We start from the raw sequence: 17198 nt of genomic DNA on the forward strand, positions 1-17198 counted from the left end.
ATGCGCACCGTCATCGACACCAACATCGCCCTCGACCTGCTGGTCTTCGACGACCCGGGCTGCGCAGCGCTGCTCGCCGCGCTCGAGCTGGGCGAACTGCAATGGATCGCCACCGCCGCGATGCGCGAAGAGCTGGCGCGCGTGCTCGACTACCCGCTGGTGGCCGCGCGCCTGGCGCGCAACGGCCGCGATGCGGAGGGCGTGCTCGCAGCCTTCGACCGGCGCGTGCATCCGGTGGACGAGCAGCCCGCCCGCGCGCCCTGCCTGTGCCGCGACCCTGACGACCAGATCTTCATCGACCTCGCGGTGGCGCAGCGCGCGCAGCTGTTGAGCAAGGACCGCGCGCTGCTCGAGATGCGCGGGCCGCTCGCGCGCCTGGGCGTCGAGGTCGCCATCCCCGACGGCTGACGCCGGCTACCGCCGTGTCGGCGGCGCCGTATCGCTGCAATACCAGCGCCACAGCAGCCGCGCCACCGCCCGCGAACGCTGCGTGTCCCGGCCCCAGCGCCGCCCCGGCGGCAGATGCCGCAGCCAGCGCATGCGCCGCGCCGCCAGCGCCAGCCGCTCGCGCACCTCGTCGCCGGCATCGGCCAGCGCCGCATGCCAGTGCGTGCCGGCCGCGCCCGCCGAGGCGGCGCGCACCAGCATCGCGGTGGAGTGCAGGTAGCTGAGCCAGTCGCGCACCTGGCATTCGGCCAGGGTCAGGACCTCGCCCGGGTCGTCCTCGAAGTCGATGTAGCCGATGGTGCCGTCGGGGCACTGCACCAGGTTGCGGTCGAAGGCCTGGCTCAGGTAGGTGCCATGCGCGTGGACGTTGGCGATGGCGTCGAGGCCCTCGTGCCACACCGTGAGCAGTGCGCTCGGGCCGATGGCAGCGGCATGGTCCAGCCGCTCCTGCAGCACCACCGGCGGCCGGCCGCTTTCGCCGAGGTCGGAGATCAGCAGGCCGTCGGGTTGCTGGGCCAGCACCGCCGGCACGCGCAGGCCGGCCGCGCCGAGGGCGCGCAGGCGGCGCGCCTCGGTGGCGATGGCGGCCTCGCCGCCGAGGTTGGGCACCGGCGTCAGCACGTCCAGCCGCAGCAGGCCGGCCACCATCGCCATCAGGTGGTAGCCCAGCTTGCCGTGCGGCGGGCCCGCCTTCTTGAGCCAGACGCGCTCGCTGCCGAGCCGGTGGCTGGCCACCGCCTTCTGCTGCTGCGGCAGCATGGCGCGCAGGAATTCCGCGTAATCGCCGGGCTCCAGCGGGGCCGGGCCGGCTTCCAGGGGTGCAGGCGCCGATGCCACGCCCTTGCGCGACTGCACGCGCGTGCCGCGTTTCGCAACGTTCATGGGGCCAGGACTGCCTGTTGCGCCCGGCCGGCCGGCGAGGCGGGATCGGAGGCGGTGCCGGCCGAAGGTCGGAAGTCGCGTGTCGGAAGCGACGAAGGCAGAGGTGCTGAAATGACGGGTCTCCCGGGGCGCTTGTTGCATCATAGGGGCTGCCGCCGCATTGCCATGACCACGACCCCAGCCCCTCCCCGACCACGCTCCCTCGGCCCCGACGATTTCGACGCCCTCGACCAGGCGCTCGACGCCATGCGCCAGCACGACGAGGAAACCCCGCAATGGGAGTTCTGCGAGGGCTTCATGGCGGCGCTGGTGTGCATGCGCCGCCCGGTCGAGCCCGCCGAATACTGGCCGGTGCTGCTGGGCGAGAGCTTCGTGCCGGCGCAGCACATGGAATTCGCCTGGCGCTGGAAGCGGCGCTGGCGCGAGACCGAAGAGGGCCTGGACGCCGAGGTGCAATCGCTCGACGACGAGCGCGCCTGGCAGCCCGAGGTGCTGGACACGCGCGGCGCCGTCGCGGCCCTGCCGGAAGAAGAGCGAGGCGAGATCGCCGACGAGGACGTCCCCTCCTTTGCCCAGGTCTGGGCGCTGGGCTTCATGTACGCGGTGGAGAACTGGCCCGAGGAATGGACCCCGCCGCGCGACAGGGAGGCGGCCGCCATCCTCGACGAGGCGCTGAACGCCATCGTCGCCCTGACCGAGGACGACCGCGGCAAGCCCACGCTCTCGATGTACAGCGAGGATGGCCCGCCCAGCGTGAGCCAGCAGCGGGTGGACGAATTCGGCGATGCCATCTGGGCCGTGTACGACCTGCGCCGGCTCTGGCGCAGCATGGGCCCAAAGGTGGAGACCGTGCGCAAGGAAGCGGCTCCGGGCCGCAACGACCCCTGCCCCTGCGGCAGCGGAAAGAAGTTCAAGAAGTGCCACGGTGCCGGCTGAGACCAGCCTGACGCTCCCGGCCCGCAGCGCCTGGGCCATGGTGCTGACCTTGTGCACCGCCTTCGCGCTGAGCCAGGCCTACCGCACCGTGGGCGCGATCATGGCCGGGCCGCTGCAGGCCGAGTTCGGGCTTTCGGCGCAGGCATTGGGCCTGTTCTCCGGCTCCTTCCACTTCGCCTTCGGCGCCATGCAGCTCTTCATGGGCGTCGGCATCGACCTGCACGGCGTGCGACGCACGGTGCTGACGGCCTTCCCGCTGGCGATCGCGGGCGCGCTGCTGTCCGCGCTGTCGACCAACTTTGCGCTGCTGATCACCGGCCAGGTGCTGATCGGCGTCGGCTGCGCGCCGGCCTTCCTGGTGTGCACGGTGTTCATCGCGCGGCATTTCCCGGCGGCGCGCTTCGCCTCGGTCTCGGGGCTGGTGCTGGGCATCGGCGGGCTGGGCATGCTGCTGACCGGCACGCCGCTCGCGTGGCTGGTCGAGGCCCGCTCCTGGCGCATGGGCTTCGCGGTGCTGGCTGCGGCCTCGGCGCTGGCCTGGCTGAGCATCCTGCTGTGGGTGCGCGAGCCGGCGCGCGAAGCGGCGCGACCCAAGGAATCGCTGTTTGCCGCGCTGCGCCAATTCGGCGTGCTGTTCGCGATGCCACACACGCTGGGCATCCTGCTGCTGGGCGCCGTGACCTACGCGGCCTTCATCTCGCTGCGCGGGCTGTGGCTGGGGCCGCTGCTGATCGAGCGCTACGGCTACTCGCTGGTGCAGAGCGGCAACGTCGCGCTGATCGTGTCGGTCGTCTCGCTCTTCGGGCCGCCGCTGTTCGGCCGGCTGGACCGCGACGGCCCGGCGCGCCGGCGGCGCATCGTGGCCTGCTGCGCGGTCTATGCGGCTCTGTTCGCCGCCATCGGCGTCTTCCACGCGGCCTGGATCGACATCGCGTGCGCGATCCTGGTCGGCCTGTTGTCGGGCTTCATCGTCTGGGAGTACGCCGACGTGCGGGTGGCCTACCCGGCCGCGCTCACCGGCCGCGCGATGGCGGTGTTCACCATGGCCATGTTCCTCGGCGTGGCGCTGATGCAGTGGCTCACCGGCGTGGCGGCTTCGGTGGCGCAGTCGCAGGGCGTCGAGGCCTACACCGCTGTGCTGGCGGTCATCGCTGCGCTGCTGGTGGCGGGATGTGCAGCTTTTGCCTGGCTGCCGGCGCCGCCCGGCGCGGTGGCCCGCAAGCCCTGAATCCAGTCCTAGATTTTGAAGGCGCGCTGCGTCTCCGGCCGCACCAGGTCCACGTACTCGCGGTGCTTGCGGATGTAGCCGGCGATGAACTGGCAGGCGGGGATGACCGGCGTGCCCTGGGCCCGCGCGTCGTCGAGCACATGCCGCGCGATGGCCGAGCCCACGCCCTTGCCCTCGAAGGCGGGCAGCACTTCGGTGTGGGTGAACATCACCGCGTTCGTGAGCAGGTTGTATTCGCAGTAGCCCGCGAGCTGCCCGTCGATGGCCGCCTCGTAGCGATGCTTCTCGGGATGGTTGGTGATGGTGATCGTCATGGCATGCGCGCCATGTAGGCGGCCAGATTTTTTGCGGCGCCGGCCCGCACCTTGTTCTTCAGCATCGGCGTCCAGCCCAGCAGCAGGCCCGGCGGACCCAGCGCCTGGCGCGACCAGGCCCAGAAGTCGAAGCGGTCGCGCTGGGTGGCGATCAGGCCCTCGGGCGTGAAGCCGAACTCGGAGTCGATCGCGTTGTCGACGATGCGGCCGGTGGCGCTGAAGCGGTAGTGCGCATCCCAGTGGGCACGGCCGGTGGCGCCATCGGCCTGCACGTCGCGCCAGCTGAGCTTCCAGACATCGGCGCCCTTGGCGCGCGTGGCCTCGCACAGCATCTTCCACATGGCGCCGACCTCGCGGCCGTTCTTCAGCGAGAAGGCCTCGTCGTCGAAGCGCGCATCCGGCGCATAGCAGGCGGCCATGGTGTCGGCGTCGAGCCTGGCGAAAGCCTCGTAGAGGCGCTGGATGGTGTCTTCGTTGCGCATGGGCGGGAATCGTAGCCTAGGCCGCGCGCAACAACGTCAGCAGCGTCTGCAAGGCGTGATGCACCGTCGCCGCCCGCACGGCGGCCCGGTCGCCATCGAAGCGCCGGCGCTCGGTGCGCAGGCAGCCTGCCACCGACCAGCCGAACCACACGGTGCCCACCGGCTTCTCGGCGCTGCCGCCGGTCGGACCGGCCACGCCGGTCACGGCCACCGCGACCTGCGCCTGCGAGCGCGCCACCGCGCCCTCGGCCATGGCGCGCGCCACCGGCTCGCTGACGGCGCCCTCGGCCGCGATCAGCGCCGCGTCGACGCCCAGCAGCTCGGTCTTGGCCGCGTTCGAGTAGGTGACGAAGCCGCGCTCGAACCAGTTGCTGGAGCCCGACAGATCGGTGCAGGCGCCCGCGATCAGCCCGCCGGTGCAGCTCTCGGCCGTGGCCATCATCCGGCCCTGCTGCTGCAACAGCTCGGCCAGTTGGAGCACCAGCGCGGGCGTGTCGGATTCGGATTCAGAGGAAGCGTCGTTCATGGGCATCACCAGGCGCGGAAGAAGGCGATCACCAGCAGCGTGCAGAAGGCCGCCACCAGGTCGTCGAACAAAATGCCGAAGCCCGCTGCGCTCCACGACATGGTGGCGGGCGTCGCCCGGCGTTGCTTGAAGAGCTGGTCGGCCCAGGCCACCGGGCCCGGCTTGGCGGCATCGAAGAGGCGGAACAGCGCGAAGGCCACGAGCTGTGCCAGCAGCCCGGCCGGCGTCACCAGCCACAGGATCAGCCAGAAGGCGACGACCTCGTCCCAGACGATGGCGCCGGGGTCGGCGATGGCCATGTGGCGCGCGGCCACGGTGCAGGCCCACCAGCCGATGGGCAGCGAGGCCAGGATGATCCACCCGATGGCCGCAGTCGACAGCCAGCGCTGCATGAGCACGAAGGCGGCCCAGGCCCACAGCGTGCCCACCGTGCCGGGCGCGCGCGGCGCGAGGCCGGCGCCGAAGCCCAGCGCGATGAGGTGCGCGGGGTGGGCGAGCATGAAGCGCAGCGTGGGGCGCGGCACGGGCGGGATCGGCATGGCGCCGGAGGGAGAGGCGGATTGCATGGAACGACAGTGTCGCCCAAGATGCGCGTTGCCATCGAACGCGCACATCCACCACGCAGGAGGCCAGATGACGCCCAGCCCCATCGAGACGGACTACCTGATCGTCGGCAGCGGTGCGACGGCCATGGCCTTCGCGGACACGCTGCTGTCCGAATCCGATGACGCCCGCATCGTGATGGTGGACCGTCACCACCGGCCCGGCGGGCACTGGAACGATGCCTATCCTTTCGTGCGGCTGCATGCGCCTTCGGTGCTCTACGGCGTCAATTCGCGCACGCTGGGCAGCGGCACGAAGGACAGCGCCGGCCTCAACCAGGGCCTCTACGAACTGGCCGGCGGCGCCGAGGTGCTGGACTACTACGACCAGGTGATGAACCAGCGCTTCCTGCCCTCGGGCCGCGTGCGCTATTTCCCGATGTGCGAGGGCGAGATGAGCCCCGGCAGCGAGCACCACGTCCGCTCGATCGTGAGCGGCCAGCGCTGGACGGTGGCGGCGCGCCGCAAGGTGGTCGACGCCACCCACGCCCGCACGGCAGTCCCTTCCACCCATCGCCCAGCCTATGCGCTCGGGCCCGGCGTGCGCTGCGTGCCTGTCAACGACCTGTCCCGCATCCGCCGTGCCGAGCCAGGCTATGTGGTGGTCGGCGCAGGCAAGACCGGCATCGACGCCTGCCTGTGGCTGCTGCAGAACGGCGTCGATCCGGAGCGCATCTGCTGGATCGCGCCGCGCGATGCCTGGTTGCTCGACCGTGCCAACTTCCAGCCTCACATGGACTTCTTCGACCAGGCGATCGGAAGCCTGGTCGCCCAGTTCGACGCGATCGCCACGGCGACCTCCGTCCCGGACCTGTTCGCGCGGCTCGAGGCGCAAGGCCAACTGCTGCGGCTCGACCCGGCGGTCGAGCCCACCATGTACCGCTGCGCCACCGTCACGCAGGCCGAGCTGCGCGAGCTGCGCCGCATCCGCAACATCGTGCGCCTCGGGCGCGTGAAGGCGATCGAGGCGGCGCGCATCGTCCTCGAGCAGGGCAGCCACGAGATCGAGCCCGGCTGGCTGGTCGTCGATTGCAGCGCCGCCGGAATCACGGCGGCGCCCGCGCTGCCTATCTTCGACGGCGGCCGCATCAACCTGCTGATGGTGCGCAGCTGCCAGCCGGTCTTCAGTGCGGCCTTGATCGCGTATGTGGAAAGCCACTTCGCCGACCAGGCCGAGAAGAACGCCTTGTGCGCAGTCGTCCCGACGCCGGTGGTGCCGGCCGACTGGATCCGGGTGTGGGTTGTCTCCCTAGGCAACCGCCAGCGTTGGGGCAAGCACCCGGGCCTGATGGAATGGGTGGCGCATTCGCGCCTGGACAGCATGACCGCGCTGGTCCACGCCGTGAGGGAGGACGATGCCGACCGGCAGGCGCTGCTGCAGCGCTACAAGGCCGGCGCGAGGCAGGCCGCCGCCCGGCTGCCGGGGCTGCTGGAGGCCATCACCTCTTTTGCGCCTGTTGCCGCATCGACGCAGCTCAGATGAGCACCCGCCTCAACGCCCGGATGCGCTGCCACACCTGCGCCTGCGTGCCCGCCATGCCCATGATCTTCATGCAGCGCTCCAGCCACCCCGTGCGCGCCTGCATGCGGTCGATGGCCCGCTGCAGGTCGCGGCGCACGGCAGCGCCATAGGCGCCCTCGGCCTTGGCAACGGCCTGGCGCAGCAACGCCAAGGACGGCTTCATCATCGCGAGGTCGATCAGGTCCCGGCTGAACACGCCGTCGTCGGGCCAGCGGTCGGAATTGGCGAGCAGCTTGCTCGCGGCCATGTCCACAGGCGTGAGCGTGGGCACGCCGCAGACTTCATCGGTCTTGCCGGGTGCCTGCAGCGCGATGCGTGCCTCGAACACGATCTCGAGCTTGATTGGCTGCTCATCGACGCGCACGCGTGTGCGGATGCCGTACTGGTCGGCGCGCAGCTCGCCGACCAACTCGAGCGGCCGGGCCCCTGCCCGTTGGAGGGTTGCCAGTCCGTCGATGCCGGTCAGCGCCTGCCGAAGCTCGCGGTAGGCCCCGAGGTCCGACACGAGGAAGTCGATGTCCACCGATTCGCGGTACTCGCCGAAGCGCAGTGCGATGGCGGTGCCGCCTCCGAACAGGCAAGCTCGTGCGCGCAGTTGCGGCCCGTCGAGCGCCTCGAGGACCTGCGCGACGCGGCGGTGATGCTGCCGCTCAAACAACCGGATCGCTCCCGAGTGCCAGTCGCAGGGCATCGACCAGCTCGCGCTCGGCTGCGGACAGTGTGGCGGGGTCGACGTGCCGCCAGTTGCGCTCGTAGATGCCCAGGGCTTCGCGCGGCGTCAGTTCTTGCGCCCCGTGAACCTGCCAGGCGAGTTCCTTGAGCCAGGGGTAGTCGGCGATGCGGACGCGTGCGGGAAGCCAGCCTTCGCGGCGCGTTGCTTCGTGAGGCTCAACAGCCTCCTCCTGCGGCAGGACTGCCACTTGGAGGCTCAGCGCCACGAGCACCCGCAGATACGCGCCCATGGTGACCGCCGGCTCGCCCTTCTCGATCCGGTGCAGGGTCACGCGCGAGATGCCGGCCGCTTCGGCCGCGGCCACGGCGCTGATGCCCAGGTCCTTGCGGCGCCGCCGCACCGTGGCGCCGATGGCGGACAGGGCACCTGCGGATTGGGCGGTGAGATCAGGACCGGAGGCTGGCATAAACGTTTCTCATTGTTGACAAAATCGATGAAATGTCAAGAATGAGAAACGTTTTTAATGATTTCATGAAGGTCGCTTCGCCGCCGTGAGCACCGCCGGCATCGGCACCTCGTAGCCCTGCCCGCTCCGGCACGGCGCGAGCGCCGCCAGGATGGCCTCGTCGATGGCGCCGGCGTTCGCGTCGCGCTGCCGGGCCAGGGTGCCACGCATGCGCACGGTGCCGGTCTTCACGGCAGCGAGCAGCTGCTCGCCGGAAGCCGGGCGCCAGGTCTGTGCAACCGAACGGACCGTGCAGTCCTCGAAGCCGGCGGAAGCCATGGCCTGCGCGCAGGCCGAGCGGTCGGCGAACTGGAACATGTTCGGCCCGGCGGGCAGGCCCACGTCCATCGCGCCGCAGTGTGCGATGGCGCCGAGCACGGCGCCATAGAGCTTCGTCCGCTCGGGCGCGTCCCAGGCGGTGAAGGCCAGGCGTCCGCCGGGCTTCAGCACGCGCCAGGCCTCGCGGAAGAAGCGCTCGGGCTCCGGGAAATGCAGCACGCCGTAGTTGCACACCACTGCGTCGAAGGCGGCGTCCGCAAAGGGCAGTTGCCCGGCATCGGCTTCGAGGAAGCGCAGCTCCGGATAGCGTCGGCGCGCCGCTTGCACCTGTTCGGCCGAGAAGTCGCAGCCGGTGACCCGGGCACCGCGGTCCAGCGCGGCGGCGGCCGCATAGCCGGCGCCCGTCGCCACATCCAGCACCGCGCTGCCGGCGCCCACGCGGGCGGCGTCGAGGAGTGCGCCGATGGACTGCGTCGTCAGGCTGGCCAGGTGACGGTCATAGGCGGCGCAGACCTCGGGGTCGGTCCAGCCCGCGTGCTCGAAATCGCGAAAGCCTTCGTTCATTCGCGTCTCCTGGGTCGGCGCTGGCGCCCATGGTCCGACCGGGCCGCGCTTTCTGCAAGCGGCGCCCTCCTCAGCGGGAGGGATGTGCCGGCGCCGCGCCCGTCACGATCACGAACTCGCCGGGGATGCGGTAGCCGCCGCCCTGGCGCCACGGCTCGATCGCATCGAGGTAGCGGGCCTGCACGCGCGCGCGGGTCTCGTCGCCGAAGCGCGACCAGGCCAGCGCGACCGGCCCGCCGGCGAAGGCTGCGATGCAGGCCTCCTCGCCATCGGCGTAGCACAGCGTGCTCGCGATGCGCTGCTGCGCGATGCACTCGAAGCCCGCCTCGGTGCACTCGCGGGCCAGCGCGTCCTGCTGCCCCAGGCGGAAGAAGAGCGGGCACACCTCGCTGCGGACCTCGGCATCGACGATGGGGAACAGCGCCGACCAGCCGCAGCGCGCCCGCTCGCCCCAGACCGCCAGCGCCACCCTGCCGCCCGGACGCAGCACGCGCCGCATCTCGCGCAGGGCCTGTGCGGTGTCGGGAACGTACATGAGGCCCAACGCGCACAGCGCCAGGTCGAAGCCGCCATCGGGCAGCGCCAGCTGCTCCGCGTCCATGCGCGCGAAGCCGAGCTGGCGCAGGCCGCGCTGCGCGGCGCGCTGCCGCGCCGCATCGACCATGTGATCGGACAGGTCGGTGCCGAGCACATGGCCCTGCGGGCCCACCGCCTCGGCCGCGGCCAGCGCGACCAGGCCGGTGCCGCAGGCCACGTCGAGCACGCGTTCCTGCGGCTGTGGCGAGGCGAGCGCTATCAGGGCCTCGTGCGCGGGGGCCAGCTGCGCCTGCCAGCGCGGCTCGTAGACGGCGGCCGCCAGGTCCCAGCCGTAGCGCTGGATCCTTCGCTGCAGCCGCGGCTCCATGGCTCGGAGACTCAGCGACGGGTGACGACGATTTCGAGGTATTCGCTGGGCACCACCAGCGAGTCCGGCCCGGCCCGGTTCAGGCGGTTCAGCAGCTCGCCCAGGTCCTTCTCCAGCTCCACGGCCTTGTCCGGCGGCAGGCTGGCGAAGGCCTTGAGCACCGGCCCGTACCAGGTGCGGAACACCTCGATGAAATGCGCGGCCGAGCGGTAGCGGAAGTTGAAGAGGCGCGGCGTCGCCTGGATCGAAGCGGCCTGGTCGCCGAACAGCGTGCGCAGGTGCGCTTCGGTGCCCCACAGCGAGGGCGGCTGCACGCCTGCGGGCGGCGGCAGGTGCCGGCCCAGGGTCTTGAACATCTGGCCGATGAAGCCCTCGGGCGTCCAGTTGGCCATGCCGATGCGGCCGCCCGGGCGGCACACGCGCAGCATCTCGGCGGCGGACTTCGCATGGTCGGGAGCGAACATCACGCCGAAGGTGGAAAGCACGGCGTCGAAGCTTCCGTCGTCGAAAGGCAGGGCCTCGACGTCGGCGGCCTGGAACTTCACCTCCAGGCGCTCGGCCTTGGCACGCTCGGCACCGCGGTCGAGCAGGCCGGCCACGTAATCGGTGGAGGTGACCCTGCAGCCGCGGCGGGCCGCCGCCAGCGTGGCGTTGCCGTTGCCGGCCGCGACGTCGAGCACCGCTTCGTCGCAGCGCAGGTCGCAGGCCTCGGCCAGTTGCTCGCCGACGATCTGCAGCGTGGTGCCGATGATGGCGTAGTCGCCGCTGGACCAGGCCGCCTGCTGGCGGGACTTGACGGCGTTGAGATCGACGGGTGCGTTCATGGCGAATGGCTCCTTGGGGATGGGCCGGGGGTCCGGCAAAGGGTCTGCGGGCTTGGAACGGACGGTGGCCGCTCCCCGGCTCCCGTCCTGCCGCTACTGGACCACCGCGCGGGCCGCCGCGTCCTGCCCCTGCGTCGCCCGTGCTTGCCCGATCGTCCTCGACTGTGCGCTGGCGGCCGTGGAGCTGGCGCAGCGTCCGGGATTGCTGGCCCAGCGTCTGCGCGAAGGCATCGGCTGTTCGGCCTAGTTGGCCTCCGGGGGCCAGGCGCCCACAATTTCCGCATCGTCCTCGGCCGACCCGGAGAGCAACGGACATGAGCATGCAAGACATCGCTGCGGCCATGCAGCGCGCGGAAGCGGCGCTGGAGCGCCGCCCCGACATGGGCCTTCACGACGACGCGCCGGCCACCGCCCGCTGGCAGGGCGGCGTGCGCGTCGAATCCACCCACGCCAACGGCACCGCCATGCTGACCGACATGCCCTGCGAGCTCGGCGGCAGCGGCGACCGCGTCACGCCCGGCTGGCTGTTCCGCGCCGGCATCGCGTCCTGCGCCGCCACTTCCATCGTGATGTCCGCGGCGGCCGAGGGCATCGCGCTGGGCACGCTCGAGGTCCGCGTGAGCAGCCGGTCCGACACGCGCGGCGTGATCGGCATGGCAGGCGCCGACGGCCACGAGATCTACGCCGGGCCGCGCGACATGCAGCTGCAGGTGCGCATCGCCGCCGAGGGGGTCTCGCCGGAGCGCCTGCGCGCGCTGGCCGAGGCCGGCGTGCGGCGCTCGCCCATCCCCAACGCGACCCAGAACGCAACGCCGCTGGCGTTGCAGGTCGAGGTGGCCTGAGCATGGACGCGCTGTCCGAAGTCCTGCGTGTCGTGCGCCTGGTGGGCGCGATCTTCATCCATGGCCGCTTCACCGCGCCCTGGTGCTACCAGTCGCCGAGCGCCGACGCCGCTGCGCCCTTCCTGGAGCCGGGCGCGGAGCGGGTGGTGATCTTCCACCTGATCACCGAAGGCGAGTGCTTCGTCGAGCTGGCCGGCGAACCGCCGATGCGCCTGGTCGCCGGCGACGCGATCATCTTCCCGCAGGGTGATGCGCACCGCATGACCTCCGAGCCCGGCCTGCCGCCGGCGACCGGCGCGCGGCTGGACGAAGTGCTGTCGCGTCGCCCGCGCATGCTGGCCTACGGCGGCGGCGGTGCGACCACGCGCCTGGTCTGCGGCTACCTGGCCTGCGATGCGCGGCTGGCGCGCCTGCTGCTCGCGGGGCTGCCGCGGCTCTTGCGCGTCAACGTGCGTGGATCGAATGCCGGCATCTGGCTGGAGAGCTCGGTGCGCTATGCCCTGGCCGAGGCGCGCTCGCCGCGCCCCGGCGGCGCCGGCGTACTGGCCAAGCTGGCCGAGCTGCTGTTCATCGAGGTGCTGCGCCTGTACACCAGCGAGCAGGGGGAGGGCCGCACCGGCTGGCTGGCCGGCATGGGCGATCGCATCGTGGGCAGCGCCCTCACCGCGCTGCACAGCCGCCCGGCCCAGGCCTGGACGCTGGAGGAGCTGGCGCGCACGGCCGGCAGCTCGCGCTCGGTGCTGGCCGAGCGCTTCCAGCAGTTGGTGGGCACCGCGCCCATGCAGTACCTCACGCAGTGGCGCATGCTGCTGGCCGCCAACCTGCTGTGCCGCAGCAACGCGCCGCTGGCGCGCATCGCCGAGGACGTGGGCTACCAGACCGACACCGCCTTCAGCCGCGCCTTCCGGCGCGAGTACGGCTGCCCGCCGGCGGCGTGGCGGCGCAATCGATCGGCGCGCCCGGTGGTTCACTGAGGCGGCGCGACGCCCCTCAGCTGAGCCACCAAGGCCACGGCGTCCGCCGGCACGCGATCGCCGCGCCAGGCCACATGCTGGTCGGCGCGGCACAGCACCAGGCGATGGCGGTAGGCACGCGGGATCTCCCTGGCGTCCACGTCGAGCACCGCGAGCGGCAAGCGCGCTTCGCGGGCCGCCTTCTCAAGCGCGCCAATCTCGACGCGGCGATCGAAGCGCAGCAGCGTGTAGCCGGGGCCGAAGGCGTCGTAGAGTGAACGCCCGTCGGCCAGCCACAGGTGCGGTGCGCGGCAGCCCGGCACGGTGGAGGGCGTGAAGTCGCCCATGGTGTAGGCGGGTGCCGGCTCGCCGTCGGCCACGATGATGGGCGAGCGCATGTAGAAGTAGCCGAAGTTGAGGCCGGCGCAGCAGAACTGCTGCATGTTCAGGTCATAGGCCTCGCGCCCGATCTCGGCGCGCAGCGCATCGCCCTCGGGCCCCGGCGCCTCGATGTCGCTCGGCACGGCGCGGCGCGCGCGGATCATCTTCTGCGCATGGTCCATCGCGAATTGCGAGACCTGCTCCGTGATCGGCTGGCGCTCGGCCTGGTAGGCATCGAGGATGCGTTCGTCGGCCCAGCCCTGCACGCAGGCCGCGAGCAGCCACGAGAGGTTGATCGCATCGGCGATGCCGGCATTCATGCCGTAGCCCGCGTAGGGCACCCACAGGTGCGCCGCGTCGCCGGCGATGAACACCCGGCGCTCGCGGAAGCGGTCGGCCACCAGCCGGCGGCCCACCCAGTCCTCCTTGCTGATCACCTCGTAGTCGAAGTCCTCGCCCACGCCGAGGATCTCGCGGATCGAGCGGTCGCGGTCCACCGAATCGAACTCCGGCTCCTCGGCATTCAGATGGTTGTGCACCAGCCAGGTCTCGTGCCCGTCGATGGCGAACATCGTGCCGCAGCGGCGCGGATTGACCGAGTAGTAGGACCAGGCCGGCTTGCCGGGGATCAGCGCGCGCAGCTGCGGCGCGCGGATGTAGGTCGACTGCACGCGCTGGATCACGGCCGTGCCTTCCAGCTTCGCGCCGATGCGCTTGCGCACGCCCGAACTGCCGCCGTCGCAGCCCACCAGGTAGCGGCAGCGGATGCGGCGGGTGTCGCCGGTGTCGAGGTCGGTGGCATCGGCCGTCACGCCGTCGGCGTCCTGCTCGAAGTCGCCCACCTGCGTGCGGTTGAGCATGCGCACGTTCGGCAGCGCGGCGGCGTGCTCGAGCAGGATCGGCTCCAGGAAGAGCTGATTGATGCGATGCGGCGGCTCCGGCGTGGGCCACCAGGCGTCCGGGCCCTCGGTCTCAGTGTAGCGGTCGCGCCGGCAAGGGATGGGGATGCGCGTGAGCTCGATGCCCGTCACGCTGGTGCGGAACACCACGTCGTTCGGATGGTCGGCCGGCAGCCCCGCATCGCGCAGCTTCTGCGCCACGCCCAGGCGGCGGAACTGCTCCATGGTGCGCGCCGCCACGTGGTTGCACTTGACGTTGGGCGGCTCGGCATAGCGGCGCGTCTCGGCCACCAGCACCTTCACGCCGCGCGAGGCCAGGTCCATTGCCAGCGTCAGGCCCACCGGGCCGGCGCCGACGACCAGGACGTCGGCCTTCAGTTCTTCCTGTTCGTGCATGTCCTCAATCCAGCTTGATGTTGGCGGCCTTGATGACTTGGGCCCATTTTTTTGTTTCGGCGCGGATGTAGTCGTCGAAGGCCTTGGGCGTGCCGGGCGCGGGCTCCACGCCGAGGTTGCGCATGGCGGCCTGGATCTGCTCGTCCCTGAGCGCGGCGTTGATCTCGGCATTCAGGCGCGCCACGATCGGCGCGGGCGTCTCGGCCGGCGCCACCACGCCGAACCAGCCTGTGGAGTCGTAGCCGGGCAGCCCGGCCTCGGCCACCGTCGGCACCTCCGGCAGCATGGGGAGGCGCTGCGGGCTGCTCACCGCAAAGGCGAGCAGCTTGCCGGCCTTGATCTGCTGCAGCGACGAGGGCAGGTCCACCACCGCCAGCGGGATCTGGCCCGCCATCGCGTCGACGGCCGCCGGGCCGGAGCCGCGGTAGGGCACCTCCACCAGCTTCACCTCCGCCATCTGCGCGAAGAGCGCGGCCGACAGGTGCATGGCCGTGCCGTTGCCGCCGTGGCCGATCGAGAGCTTGCCCGGCTGCGCGCGCGCCAGCGCGAGCAGCTCGGCCTGCGTCTTCGCGCCGATGGAGGGATGGCCCACGATCACGAAGGGGATGGCGGCCAGCATGGCCACCGGCTTGAGATCCTTCTGCGGATCGAAGGGCATCTGCGCATAGAGGCTGCTGTTGGCCGACAGCGCCCCGGCCGCGCCCACGCCCAGCGTGTAGCCGTCGCCCGGCGACTTGACCACCGCCGTGAGCCCGACGTTGCCGCCGGCACCGGGACGGTTGTCCACCACCACCGGCTGGCCGAGCCTGTCGTTGAGCTTCGGCACCAGCATGCGCACCACCGCATCGGCGCTGCCGCCGGGCGGGAAGGTGACGATCACGCGGATCGGCTTGTGAGGGAAGTCGGCGGGCGCCTGGGCGCGCGCGGGTCCGGCGAGCAGCGCGGCGGCCGCGACGAGCAGGCCCAGGGCGCGGGCGAGTGTCTTCATGCGTGTTCCTTGTCGATGTCTCCGGGACGCATTGGACGGCAGCGCCATTCATTCGTAAATCAATAAATTCCGAACGAAATATGATTCGACCTGATGAATCCTCTGCCCAAGTTCAGCCCCACCATCCGCCAGCTGCGCGCCTTCGTCGCGGTGCATCAGTTGCGCAAGCTCAGCGCGGCGGCCGAGAAGCTGTTCGTCACGCAGTCGGCGGTCAGCATGCTGATCCGGCAGCTCGAGGAAGGGCTGGGCACGCGGCTCTTCGACCGCACCACGCGCTCGTTGCAGGCCACTGCGGCGGCCAACGAAATGCTGCCCGCGGCCGAGCGCATCCTGCGCGACGTCGATTCGCTCTCGGCCGACTTCCGCGAGCTCGCGCAGCTGCAGCGCGGCCGCATCTGCCTGGCGATCACGCCCACGCTCGCCTCCTTCCTGCTGCCGGACGCGATCCGCCGCTTCGGCGAGGCGCATCCGGGCGTGCGCGTGGTGGTGGACGACTGCGCGCCCGACCAGTTCGTCCCGCGCATCCTCGGCGAGCATGTGGACTTCGGCATCGGCACGCCCGAGCGGCCCGGCGCCGAGGTCGAGACCCAGACGCTGATGCGCGACCATCTAAGCCTGGTCTGCGCGCGCGGCCACGTGCTGGCGGGAAGCAAGAAGCCCGTGCGCTGGGCCGACCTGGCCGGCCATCCCGTCATCACCGTGCGGCCGGGCTACGGCATCCGGCCCCTGATCGACGCCACGGCCGCGCAGGCCGGCGTGGCGCTCGACGTGGTCAACGAGGTGTCCTTCCTGTCGACCGCGCTGTGGATGACGGCCAGCGGCATGGGGCCGTCGATCATGCCCTCGGCCTTTGCCCGGGCGGCGGGCGATGCCGCGCTGGTGGTGCGCAGCCTGACGGCGCCGCGCGTGTCGCGCGACGTCTTCGTGGTGACCAAGCGGGGCCGCTCGCTGTCGGCGGCAAGCCGCAGTTTCATCGAGACGCTGCAGCGGGCGTTGAAGAAGGGTTGAGCCGGGCGCCCTCGTTACAGCGCAGGGCGCGGCCGCTGGACCCAGAGCTGGACCGAAGGCCGTGCCCATTGCGCCTTGGCATAGCGGGCCAGGCGCGGCGACATCTCGTCGCCATTCAGGATCAACCGGTTGAGCATCAGCGCGAGGTCGACATCGGCGATGGACCATTGGTCGAACAGGTGGTCCCCACCATGGCTCAGCAGCTTGGTAGCGACCGCGATGAGCTTCTGGGAGGCATCGAACGCCGCCGGCGAGAGCGGCCGCGAAACCGGTCCGTAGAAGACGACCTCGGTGGTCCGTTCCTGCCGCAGGGGCCCCAGGTCGCTGCGCAGCCAGGCCTGCACCTGCCGCGCGCGGGCCCGCGATCGGGGGTGCCGCGGAAAGAGCAGCGGGCCGGGAAAGACTTCGTCCAGGTACTCGGCGATCGCCGAGGATTCGGACAGCGCGAAGTCGCCTTCGACCAGCGTGGGCACGCGGCGCGTCAGGGAGACGCCTGCGAACGATGGGGCCTGGTTTGCGCCGGCACCGAGATCGAGCGCCTCGACGTCGAAGGAGAGCCCCTTCTCCTTGAGCGCCACGAAGGCGGACATGGCGTAAGGCGATGCGAACTGGGAATCTACGTACAGCAGCATGACTTTTCCGTGGTGGCCGGGAGGCTGCGACCATAGCGCATCCGGCGACCGCCGGTGCCGCCGGGCGCGCCGCGCTCAGGCCGGCTGGAAATGTTGTTGGATGCGCTGCGCCAGCCGCTTGGGGTGGCGGCACAGCGCGTCGATGGGGTAAGAGCCCACGAAGAGGCCGTTCACATTGAGTTCCACGCTCGCGAAATAGGGTCCCAGCGAAGCGCCGGCGTCGAACAGGCAATAGGCCAGCGAATCGTAGGTGCCGCTGTCGCCCGCCGGCCCCGCACCGGCGACGAAGGCGCTGATGCGGTAGCTGAAGGCGTTCGATCCGACGCGTTGGATTTCGACCAGGGGCTTCATTCGACTGCGGGCGAAGGGACAGGAGCGTGAAATTGTTGGGAGCCTGATGGTCGCCGCTGC

At 71.1% G+C, this 17198-nt stretch carries 21 protein-coding genes; 7 read left to right on the top strand and 14 right to left on the bottom strand.

Annotated features, from left to right (window positions below; translation table 11 throughout):
* A complete protein-coding gene (locus tag GXN78_RS09740) occupies positions 1–408 on the top strand; it encodes a putative toxin-antitoxin system toxin component, PIN family (protein WP_106556985.1) in 408 nt (135 codons plus the stop codon).
* Positions 409–414: 6 nt separating this feature from the next.
* Here GXN78_RS09740 and GXN78_RS09745 read toward each other — a convergent pair whose 3' ends face one another.
* Positions 415–1329: a hypothetical protein gene (locus tag GXN78_RS09745; protein ID WP_106556984.1), complete on the bottom strand. Its 915-nt coding sequence runs from the start codon at positions 1327–1329 to the stop codon at positions 415–417.
* A 165-nt stretch (positions 1330–1494) separates the two neighbouring features.
* On the opposite strand from GXN78_RS09745, the gene GXN78_RS09750 reads away from it, so the two are divergent.
* Positions 1495–2265 carry a YecA family protein gene (locus GXN78_RS09750; protein ID WP_164255401.1) on the top strand — a complete coding sequence of 257 codons (771 nt, stop codon included), beginning with the start codon at positions 1495–1497 and terminating at the stop codon, positions 2263–2265.
* Positions 2266–2302: 37 nt separating this feature from the next.
* Complete coding sequence (locus GXN78_RS09755) at positions 2303–3493, top strand: MFS transporter (RefSeq protein WP_106560793.1); 1191 nt, start codon at positions 2303–2305, stop codon at positions 3491–3493.
* Positions 3494–3501: 8 nt separating this feature from the next.
* Here the strand turns inward: GXN78_RS09755 and GXN78_RS09760 are convergent, their stop codons facing one another.
* Genes GXN78_RS09760 through GXN78_RS09775 form a run of 4 tightly spaced genes read right to left on the bottom strand, consistent with a single transcriptional unit; the run spans position 3502 to position 5381 of the window.
* A complete protein-coding gene (locus GXN78_RS09760) occupies positions 3502–3807 on the bottom strand; it encodes a GNAT family N-acetyltransferase (protein ID WP_106560757.1) in 306 nt (101 codons plus the stop codon).
* A complete protein-coding gene (locus GXN78_RS09765) occupies positions 3804–4289 on the bottom strand; it encodes a nuclear transport factor 2 family protein (protein ID WP_106560758.1) in 486 nt (161 codons plus the stop codon). Before GXN78_RS09765 ends, GXN78_RS09760 begins: the two co-directional genes overlap by 4 nt.
* Positions 4290–4305: 16 nt before the next feature.
* Positions 4306–4821 carry a CinA family protein gene (locus GXN78_RS09770; protein WP_106560759.1) on the bottom strand — a complete coding sequence of 172 codons (516 nt, stop codon included), beginning with the start codon at positions 4819–4821 and terminating at the stop codon, positions 4306–4308.
* Positions 4821–5381 carry a phosphatidylglycerophosphatase A gene (locus GXN78_RS09775; RefSeq protein WP_239142658.1) on the bottom strand — a complete coding sequence of 187 codons (561 nt, stop codon included), beginning with the start codon at positions 5379–5381 and terminating at the stop codon, positions 4821–4823. The genes GXN78_RS09770 and GXN78_RS09775 overlap by 1 nt, the downstream gene beginning before the upstream one ends.
* 67 nt (positions 5382–5448) lie before the next feature.
* Between GXN78_RS09775 and GXN78_RS09780 the strand changes: the two genes are divergently transcribed.
* Entirely contained in the window at positions 5449–6900 is a 1452-nt protein-coding gene (locus GXN78_RS09780) for an FAD/NAD(P)-binding protein (protein ID WP_106560760.1), read from the top strand.
* Here GXN78_RS09780 and GXN78_RS09785 read toward each other — a convergent pair.
* From GXN78_RS09785 to GXN78_RS09805, 5 genes are all read right to left on the bottom strand, one after another.
* Positions 6893–7597 (bottom strand): nucleotidyl transferase AbiEii/AbiGii toxin family protein, encoded by a 705-nt coding sequence (locus GXN78_RS09785; RefSeq protein WP_106560761.1) that lies wholly within the window; start codon positions 7595–7597, stop codon positions 6893–6895. The genes GXN78_RS09780 and GXN78_RS09785 overlap by 8 nt on opposite strands.
* Positions 7590–8078, bottom strand: a complete 489-nt coding sequence (locus GXN78_RS09790) for a helix-turn-helix domain-containing protein (RefSeq protein WP_106560762.1) — start codon at positions 8076–8078, stop codon at positions 7590–7592. The genes GXN78_RS09785 and GXN78_RS09790 overlap by 8 nt, the downstream gene beginning before the upstream one ends.
* Positions 8079–8141: 63 nt before the next feature.
* Positions 8142–8960 carry a class I SAM-dependent methyltransferase gene (locus GXN78_RS09795; protein WP_106560763.1) on the bottom strand — a complete coding sequence of 273 codons (819 nt, stop codon included), beginning with the start codon at positions 8958–8960 and terminating at the stop codon, positions 8142–8144.
* 70 nt (positions 8961–9030) lie between these two features.
* A complete protein-coding gene (locus GXN78_RS09800) occupies positions 9031–9864 on the bottom strand; it encodes a methyltransferase domain-containing protein (protein WP_106560764.1) in 834 nt (277 codons plus the stop codon).
* Positions 9865–9875: 11 nt separating this feature from the next.
* Positions 9876–10688: a class I SAM-dependent methyltransferase gene (locus tag GXN78_RS09805; RefSeq protein ID WP_106560765.1), complete on the bottom strand. Its 813-nt coding sequence runs from the start codon at positions 10686–10688 to the stop codon at positions 9876–9878.
* Positions 10689–11002: 314 nt separating this feature from the next.
* Here GXN78_RS09805 and GXN78_RS09810 point away from each other — a divergent pair, with 314 nt between their 5' ends.
* Together GXN78_RS09810 and GXN78_RS09815 are read left to right on the top strand one after the other, a co-directional pair.
* Entirely contained in the window at positions 11003–11530 is a 528-nt protein-coding gene (locus GXN78_RS09810) for an OsmC family protein (RefSeq protein WP_106560767.1), read from the top strand.
* Positions 11531–11532: 2 nt separating this feature from the next.
* Positions 11533–12504, top strand: a complete 972-nt coding sequence (locus GXN78_RS09815) for an AraC family transcriptional regulator (protein ID WP_106560768.1) — start codon at positions 11533–11535, stop codon at positions 12502–12504.
* Here the strand turns inward: GXN78_RS09815 and GXN78_RS09820 are convergent.
* Together GXN78_RS09820 and GXN78_RS09825 are read right to left on the bottom strand one after the other, a co-directional pair.
* Entirely contained in the window at positions 12498–14159 is a 1662-nt protein-coding gene (locus GXN78_RS09820) for an FAD-dependent oxidoreductase (protein WP_106560769.1), read from the bottom strand. The two genes, GXN78_RS09815 and GXN78_RS09820, sit on opposite strands and share 7 nt — an antisense overlap.
* A 4-nt stretch (positions 14160–14163) precedes the next feature.
* Positions 14164–15147 carry a tripartite tricarboxylate transporter substrate binding protein gene (locus GXN78_RS09825; protein WP_106560770.1) on the bottom strand — a complete coding sequence of 328 codons (984 nt, stop codon included), beginning with the start codon at positions 15145–15147 and terminating at the stop codon, positions 14164–14166.
* A 93-nt stretch (positions 15148–15240) separates the two neighbouring features.
* On the opposite strand from GXN78_RS09825, the gene GXN78_RS09830 reads away from it, so the two are divergent.
* Positions 15241–16155 (top strand): LysR family transcriptional regulator, encoded by a 915-nt coding sequence (locus GXN78_RS09830; protein WP_106560771.1) that lies wholly within the window; start codon positions 15241–15243, stop codon positions 16153–16155.
* 14 nt (positions 16156–16169) lie between these two features.
* Here GXN78_RS09830 and yfcF read toward each other — a convergent pair whose 3' ends face one another.
* Both yfcF and GXN78_RS09840 read right to left on the bottom strand, forming a co-directional pair.
* The gene (yfcF, locus tag GXN78_RS09835; RefSeq protein WP_106560772.1) at positions 16170–16787 is read right to left on the bottom strand and encodes a glutathione transferase; all 618 of its coding nucleotides are present in this window, start codon (positions 16785–16787) and stop codon (positions 16170–16172) included.
* Positions 16788–16862: 75 nt separating this feature from the next.
* Positions 16863–17138 carry a hypothetical protein gene (locus GXN78_RS09840; protein ID WP_106560773.1) on the bottom strand — a complete coding sequence of 92 codons (276 nt, stop codon included), beginning with the start codon at positions 17136–17138 and terminating at the stop codon, positions 16863–16865.
* Positions 17139–17198: the final 60 nt, after the last annotated feature.

This window comes from Variovorax sp. WS11, from assembly GCF_010499245.1.
GTDB lineage: Bacteria > Pseudomonadota > Gammaproteobacteria > Burkholderiales > Burkholderiaceae_C > Variovorax.

Coding starts and splice junctions, on each gene's coding strand:
- yfcF (WP_106560772.1), bottom strand. CDS start 16,787: ATGCTGCTGTACGTAGATTCCCAGTTCGCATCGCCTTACGCCATGTCC.
- GXN78_RS09755 (WP_106560793.1), top strand. CDS start 2,303: ATGGTGCTGACCTTGTGCACCGCCTTCGCGCTGAGCCAGGCCTACCGC.
- GXN78_RS09800 (WP_106560764.1), bottom strand. CDS start 9,864: ATGGAGCCGCGGCTGCAGCGAAGGATCCAGCGCTACGGCTGGGACCTG.
- GXN78_RS09765 (WP_106560758.1), bottom strand. CDS start 4,289: ATGCGCAACGAAGACACCATCCAGCGCCTCTACGAGGCTTTCGCCAGG.
- GXN78_RS09810 (WP_106560767.1), top strand. CDS start 11,003: ATGAGCATGCAAGACATCGCTGCGGCCATGCAGCGCGCGGAAGCGGCG.
- GXN78_RS09830 (WP_106560771.1), top strand. CDS start 15,241: ATGAATCCTCTGCCCAAGTTCAGCCCCACCATCCGCCAGCTGCGCGCC.
- GXN78_RS09815 (WP_106560768.1), top strand. CDS start 11,533: ATGGACGCGCTGTCCGAAGTCCTGCGTGTCGTGCGCCTGGTGGGCGCG.
- GXN78_RS09795 (WP_106560763.1), bottom strand. CDS start 8,960: ATGAACGAAGGCTTTCGCGATTTCGAGCACGCGGGCTGGACCGACCCC.
- GXN78_RS09805 (WP_106560765.1), bottom strand. CDS start 10,688: ATGAACGCACCCGTCGATCTCAACGCCGTCAAGTCCCGCCAGCAGGCG.
- GXN78_RS09740 (WP_106556985.1), top strand. CDS start 1: ATGCGCACCGTCATCGACACCAACATCGCCCTCGACCTGCTGGTCTTC.
- GXN78_RS09745 (WP_106556984.1), bottom strand. CDS start 1,329: ATGAACGTTGCGAAACGCGGCACGCGCGTGCAGTCGCGCAAGGGCGTG.
- GXN78_RS09780 (WP_106560760.1), top strand. CDS start 5,449: ATGACGCCCAGCCCCATCGAGACGGACTACCTGATCGTCGGCAGCGGT.
- GXN78_RS09770 (WP_106560759.1), bottom strand. CDS start 4,821: ATGCCCATGAACGACGCTTCCTCTGAATCCGAATCCGACACGCCCGCG.
- GXN78_RS09840 (WP_106560773.1), bottom strand. CDS start 17,138: ATGAAGCCCCTGGTCGAAATCCAACGCGTCGGATCGAACGCCTTCAGC.
- GXN78_RS09790 (WP_106560762.1), bottom strand. CDS start 8,078: ATGCCAGCCTCCGGTCCTGATCTCACCGCCCAATCCGCAGGTGCCCTG.
- GXN78_RS09760 (WP_106560757.1), bottom strand. CDS start 3,807: ATGACGATCACCATCACCAACCATCCCGAGAAGCATCGCTACGAGGCG.
- GXN78_RS09825 (WP_106560770.1), bottom strand. CDS start 15,147: ATGAAGACACTCGCCCGCGCCCTGGGCCTGCTCGTCGCGGCCGCCGCG.
- GXN78_RS09750 (WP_164255401.1), top strand. CDS start 1,495: ATGACCACGACCCCAGCCCCTCCCCGACCACGCTCCCTCGGCCCCGAC.
- GXN78_RS09775 (WP_239142658.1), bottom strand. CDS start 5,381: ATGCAATCCGCCTCTCCCTCCGGCGCCATGCCGATCCCGCCCGTGCCG.
- GXN78_RS09820 (WP_106560769.1), bottom strand. CDS start 14,159: ATGCACGAACAGGAAGAACTGAAGGCCGACGTCCTGGTCGTCGGCGCC.